The 5,001-nt window shown below is 72.4% G+C and carries 8 protein-coding genes; 7 read left to right on the forward strand and 1 reads right to left on the reverse strand.

What is annotated here, in order from left to right; all coding sequences use genetic code 11:
* The coding region (locus SACSA_RS21165) for a DoxX family protein (RefSeq protein ID WP_198008916.1) at nt 1–209 on the reverse strand (209 nt) is incomplete at its 3' end.
* A 188-nt stretch (nt 210–397) separates the two neighbouring features.
* Between SACSA_RS21165 and sigJ the strand changes: the two genes are divergently transcribed.
* The 7 genes from sigJ to SACSA_RS21170 all read left to right on the forward strand — a co-directional run.
* Nucleotides 398–1,282 carry an RNA polymerase sigma factor SigJ gene (gene sigJ / locus SACSA_RS0102320; RefSeq protein WP_019813148.1) on the forward strand — a complete coding sequence of 295 codons (885 nt, stop codon included), beginning with the start codon at nt 398–400 and terminating at the stop codon, nt 1,280–1,282.
* Nucleotides 1,283–1,411: 129 nt separating this feature from the next.
* The gene (locus tag SACSA_RS0102325; RefSeq protein ID WP_019813149.1) at nt 1,412–1,750 is read left to right on the forward strand and encodes an ArsR/SmtB family transcription factor; all 339 of its coding nucleotides are present in this window, start codon (nt 1,412–1,414) and stop codon (nt 1,748–1,750) included.
* Nucleotides 1,747–2,223, forward strand: coding sequence for an SRPBCC domain-containing protein (locus tag SACSA_RS0102330; RefSeq protein WP_019813151.1), 477 nt, complete (start codon nt 1,747–1,749; stop codon nt 2,221–2,223). The genes SACSA_RS0102325 and SACSA_RS0102330 overlap by 4 nt, the downstream gene beginning before the upstream one ends.
* Nucleotides 2,220–2,846, forward strand: coding sequence for a dihydrofolate reductase family protein (locus SACSA_RS0102335; RefSeq protein ID WP_019813153.1), 627 nt, complete (start codon nt 2,220–2,222; stop codon nt 2,844–2,846). The genes SACSA_RS0102330 and SACSA_RS0102335 overlap by 4 nt, the downstream gene beginning before the upstream one ends.
* A 192-nt stretch (nt 2,847–3,038) precedes the next feature.
* Nucleotides 3,039–3,446 carry a YciI family protein gene (locus tag SACSA_RS0102340; RefSeq protein WP_019813155.1) on the forward strand — a complete coding sequence of 136 codons (408 nt, stop codon included), beginning with the start codon at nt 3,039–3,041 and terminating at the stop codon, nt 3,444–3,446.
* The gene (locus SACSA_RS0102345; RefSeq protein ID WP_019813157.1) at nt 3,443–4,588 is read left to right on the forward strand and encodes an RNA polymerase sigma factor; all 1,146 of its coding nucleotides are present in this window, start codon (nt 3,443–3,445) and stop codon (nt 4,586–4,588) included. Before SACSA_RS0102340 ends, SACSA_RS0102345 begins: the two co-directional genes overlap by 4 nt.
* Nucleotides 4,589–4,775: 187 nt before the next feature.
* Nucleotides 4,776–5,001: class I SAM-dependent methyltransferase (locus SACSA_RS21170; protein WP_019813159.1), on the forward strand; the 226-nt coding region annotated here is incomplete at its 3' end.

The raw sequence follows: 5,001 nt of genomic DNA on the forward strand, positions 1-5,001 counted from the left end.
AGCGACGGCGCCTCGGTCGGCATCGCCACTACGGCGTACTGGACTGCGCCCGCGGCCTTCGCGGTGCCCAGCCAGGGCCACCACGACCGGGGCACGCCGTAGTCGGTCAACGGCTCGGTGACCCAGGGCGCGCGCAGGAACACCGAGCCCGCCGAGAAGGCGGACAACGCGGCGGCCACGACCGTCACGACGACATGGGCAACAGACATCGGGCAGACTCCTTCCGGACGGCGGGACCGGGAAGCCCCCGGGGTCCCTCACCCGTATCGACCCCAGGCGACCGTCGGGTGTGACACGCACGTCGGAAGCACGTGGGGAGCACGTCGGAAGGGCTGTCACACCGGGGTCCGCTCCGGGGTCTCGTCGGCGAGAGCCGCGACGAGAGGACCGTGACCCGATGGACGAGCGAGCCCGCCTGACCGAGCGTTTCGAGATCCACCGGCCGCGGTTGCGCGCGGTGGCCTACCGCATGCTCGGCTCCGCGAGCGAGGCCGATGACGCGGTGCAGGAAACGTGGCTGCGGTTCGACCGCGCCGAGGTCGGCGAGGTGGACGATCTGGGTGCCTGGTTGACCACGGTGGTGGCGCGGGTGTGTTTGAACCTGCTGCGCACGCGCGCGCGACGGCGCGAGGAGCCGCTGGACACGCGCGTGCCCGACCCCGTGGTGACCGTCGACGACGAGGCCGACCCGGCGCACGCCGCGGTGCTGGCCGATTCGGTGGGGCTGGCGCTGCTGGTGGTGCTGGACACCCTGGCACCCGCCGAGCGGCTGGCCTTCGTGTTGCACGATCTGTTCGCGGTGCCGTTCGACGACATCGCCGGGATGATCGGCCGCTCTCCGGCCGCGACCCGGCAGCTCGCGAGCCGGGCGCGTCGCCGTGTCCGGGATCGGGCACCGGTGCCGGAGCCCGATCCGGAGCGCAGCAGGGAGGTGGTCTCCGCGTTCTTCGCCGCGGCCCGCGGCGGACACGTCGACGAGCTGGTGGCCCTGCTCGACCCCGAGGTCGTGCTGCGTTCGGACGGGGGAACCCAGCGGCCCCGGCACACGGTGACGATCACCGGCGCCTCCGCGGTGGCCTCCCAGGCGGTCACCTTCGGGTCGCTGGCTCCGTGGGCACGCCCGGCGCTGGTCAACGGCACGCCGGGCGTGGTGGTCACCGCGCACGGACGGCCGCTGTCGGTGATGGGATTCACCGTCGCGGGCGGGCGGATCCACGAGATCGACGTGCTCGCCGACCCGGAACGTCTGCGACGGCTCGGGCTCGCCGAGTTCGCGGGCTGATACCGGCTGGCGAGGCGTCGTCACGCTCGGCACCGACGCGGCGCGCGGGTGTGTGCGGGGCCGCTGCCTCCGCACACACCTGACACTGAGCGCTTGCGCTCACCCGTGAACGGCGAAATACTTAGCCTCATGGCACAGTATTCGGCGGAACTGGACGGCGTGCTCGTCGCCCTCGCCGACCCGACCCGGCGCGCCGTCGTCCGGCACCTGGGCCGTGGGCCCACGACCGTCGGTGACCTCGCCCGCGAGTTCCCGATGACCCTCCCGTCGTTCATGAAACACGTGCGCACTCTCGAATCGAACGGACTCATCCACACGGTCAAGTCCGGCCGGGTGCGCACCTGCGTACTCAACCGCGAACGGCTGGCCCTGCTCGACGACTGGCTCGCGGAGCAGCGCCGGATCTGGGAGGAGCGCACCGACCGCCTGGAACAGTTCGTCACCGACCCGAAGGAGCAACGACCGTGAATCCCGACCTCGACCTCGGCCTGGAGCGGATCATCCGTGCCCCGCGCGCGACCGTGTGGAGCGCCTGGACCGACCCCTCCCAGCTTGAGCAGTGGTGGATCCCGGCTCCGTCCCGCTGCCGCGTGGACCGCCTCGACCCATGGCCCGGCGGAGCGTTCGTGACGCGGATGAGCGACGACGGGTCCGAGTTCGTCCCGCACCTGGACGCGTGCTTTCTCGCCGTCGACGCACTCGATCGACTCGTGTTCACCAACGCGATCGACAGCACCTGGCGCCCCGCCGACCCCGCCCCGGTCGCGATGACCGCCACGATCACGATGGCCGACCACCCGGACGGCACGCAGTATCGAATGGTCGTCCGGCACGGAGACCCGGACGCCCGCGCTCGTCACGAGAAACTCGGTTTCGCCGAGGGTTGGGGTTCGGTCGCGGGCCAGCTGGCCGCGTTCGCCGAAGGGATGGCCCCGCGATGAAGCTCGCCCTGACCCAGTTCGTCACGCTCGACGGAGTCTGCCAGGGCCCCGGCTCGCCGGACGAGGACACCAGCGACGGGTTCAGCCGTGGCGGCTGGCTGGTGCCCTACCTCGACGGGACGTTCGTCCAGCGCACCTCCGACTGGCTCGACCTCGCCGACGGCCTGCTGCTCGGCAGGCGCACCTACGAGGCCTTCGCGCGCGACTGGCCCCGGATCACCGACCCGGCGGACCCGTTCACCGAGCGCATGAACGCGCTGCCGAAGTACGTCGTCTCCAGCACCCTCACGGAGGGGACCTGGCACCCCACGACCGTGCTGACGGGCGACCCGGACCGGGCGGTCGCCGAACTCACGGCCCGACCGGGGCGGGAGCTCCAGATTCACGGCAGCGCCCGCCTGGCCGACACGCTGCTGCGGGCGGGCCTGGTCGACACACTCCGTCTCGTGGTCGCGCCCACGGTGCTCAGGACCGGTCGGCGTCTTCTGACCGCTCCGGATTCGCCGTCCGGTCTGCGCCTGGTCCACCACGACGCGACGCCGCACGGCCTGCTGCTCCTCGAATACGAGGTCACCGGCCGGGCACCCCAAGGGGAATACGATGGCGTCACCGCCTTCCTCTGAGCGCCACGCGGCGAACGGAGGCGGCGCTGCCGGCGTGCGAGGACCTGCCAGCGGTGGGGCGGTTTCAGGGCGGGGACGACCGGCAACAGGGCCGGAAACTCGGCACGCTTCCGGGTGTCGAGACCGCGGCACCGGCTCCGTCCCAGGGGTACGAGTGGCCACGCGGGCCGCGCGAGGAGAAGGAGAACCGCCATGAAGTACCTGCTGCTCAAGCACTATCGAGGTGGCCCCGACCCTGCTGTCGACTGGGTGCCGATGGACCGGTGGACGCCTGAGGAGGTCGACGCGCACATGCGGTACATGCGCGACTTCGCGGCCCGGTTGGAAGCCACGGGGGAGTTCGTCGACTCCCAGGCACTGGCGCCCGAGGGCACGTTCGTGCGCTACGACGGCGAGGGACGCCCACCGGTGACCGATGGTCCCTTCGCCGAGACCAAGGACCTCATCGCCGGCTGGATGATCATCGACGTGGAGTCGTGGGACCGCGCGGTCCAGCTGGCCGGTGAGCTCTCCGCCGCTCCCGGGGCCGGCAGCGAGCCCATCCACGAATGGCTCGAGGTGCGACCGCTGCTCACCGAATCGCACACGGTGACCGAGTGAACGAGTCGCTGCTGCGGGAGTTGGTGCCCGCGGTGATCGGTGTCCTCGTCCGACGCGGAGCCGACTTCGCCTCGGCCGAGGACGCCGTGCAGGAGGCCCTGATCCGGGCACTGGAGACCTGGTCCGACGATCCACCGCGCGATCCGAAGGCATGGCTGGTCACGGCCGCGTGGCGCAAATTCCTCGACGCCGCCCGCGCCGAGGTCTCCCAACGGCAACGGGAGCGCGCCGTGGAGGTCGAGCCCCCGCTCGGCCCGGTGCCCGCCACGGACGACACGCTGCGGCTCTACTTCCTGTGTGCCCACCCCAGCCTGCCCCCGGCATCGGCCGTCGCCCTGACGCTGCGCGCGGTCGGTGGCCTGACCACGCGGCAGATCGCGGCGGCGTACCTGGTCCCCGAGTCGACCATGGCGCAGCGGATCACCCGCGCCAAGCGGCGGGTCGCGGGGCGGCGGTTCGACCAGCGCGGCGATCTCGGCACGGTGCTCCGGGTGCTCTACCTCGTGTTCAACGAAGGGTATGGCGGGGACGTCGACCTGGCGGCCGAGGCGATCCGCCTGACCCGCCACCTCGTCGCCCTGACCGACGAGCCCGAGGTCGCGGGGCTGCTCGCCCTCATGCTGCTGCACCATGCGCGCCGCGCGTCTCGCACCGGCCCCGAAGGCCGCCTGGTTCCCCTGGCCGAGCAGGACCGGTCGCGCTGGGACACCGGTCTGATCACCGAGGGGATCGCGCTTCTGCGGGCCGCGCTGGCCCGGGACCGGCTGGGCGAATACCAGGCGCAGGCCGCGATCGCCGCCCTGCACGCCGACGCCCGGAGCACCTCCGAAACGGACTGGGTGCAGATCGTGGAGTGGTACGACGAGCTGCTGCTGCTCACCGGCAGCCCGATGGTGCGGCTCAACCGCGCGGTGGCGGTCGGTGAGGCCGACGGACCGCAGGCCGGGCTGGCGGAGCTGGCCGACGTGAGCCCCGACCTGCCCCGTTACGCCGCAGTGCGGGCGTATCTGCACGAACGCGCCGGTGACCTCGACCGTGCCGCCGAGCTGTATGCCGAGGCCGCCCGCGCCGCGACGAGCGTGCCGGAACGCGACCACCTCACCCGCGAAGCCGCACGGGTGCGGCACCTGCCGCGGCCGTGAACGCGGCATCCGCCCGCACGGGTGGCCGCGGTGCGCCGCTGAGGGCCTTGCCGCTGCCAGGGCCTGCTGTTTGCCAGCTTGGCAAAGATAATTGCACTGGCTGCGCCGGAAGGGGAGAGTCGGTCCGGACAGGCGCGCGGCCGGGGGCCGTGCGCCCGCCCCATCCGCCACCGCCTGTGGAGACACCATGACCAGCGCACAGTTCTGGGACGACCTGTACGACAGCCGCGACCAGCTCTTCAGTGGCGCGGTCAACGGCGCGCTGGCGCTCGAGGCCACGGACCTGACACCCGGGCAGGCACTCGATCTCGGCTGCGGGGAGGGCGCCGACGCGATCTGGCTGGCCCGGCGAGGCTGGCGGGTCACCGCCGTCGACCTCTCCCGGGTGGCCCTGCGCCGCGCCGCCGCTTCGG

The sequence above is a fragment of the Saccharomonospora saliphila YIM 90502 genome, from assembly GCF_000383795.1.
Classification (GTDB): domain Bacteria; phylum Actinomycetota; class Actinomycetes; order Mycobacteriales; family Pseudonocardiaceae; genus Saccharomonospora; species Saccharomonospora saliphila.

Bases quoted from the DNA above. Each gene is read 5' to 3' on its own strand.
- sigJ (WP_019813148.1), top strand. From the start codon at position 398: ATGGACGAGCGAGCCCGCCTGACCGAGCGTTTCGAGATCCACCGGCCG.
- SACSA_RS0102335 (WP_019813153.1), top strand. From the start codon at position 2,220: ATGAAGCTCGCCCTGACCCAGTTCGTCACGCTCGACGGAGTCTGCCAG.
- SACSA_RS0102340 (WP_019813155.1), top strand. From the start codon at position 3,039: ATGAAGTACCTGCTGCTCAAGCACTATCGAGGTGGCCCCGACCCTGCT.
- SACSA_RS0102325 (WP_019813149.1), top strand. From the start codon at position 1,412: ATGGCACAGTATTCGGCGGAACTGGACGGCGTGCTCGTCGCCCTCGCC.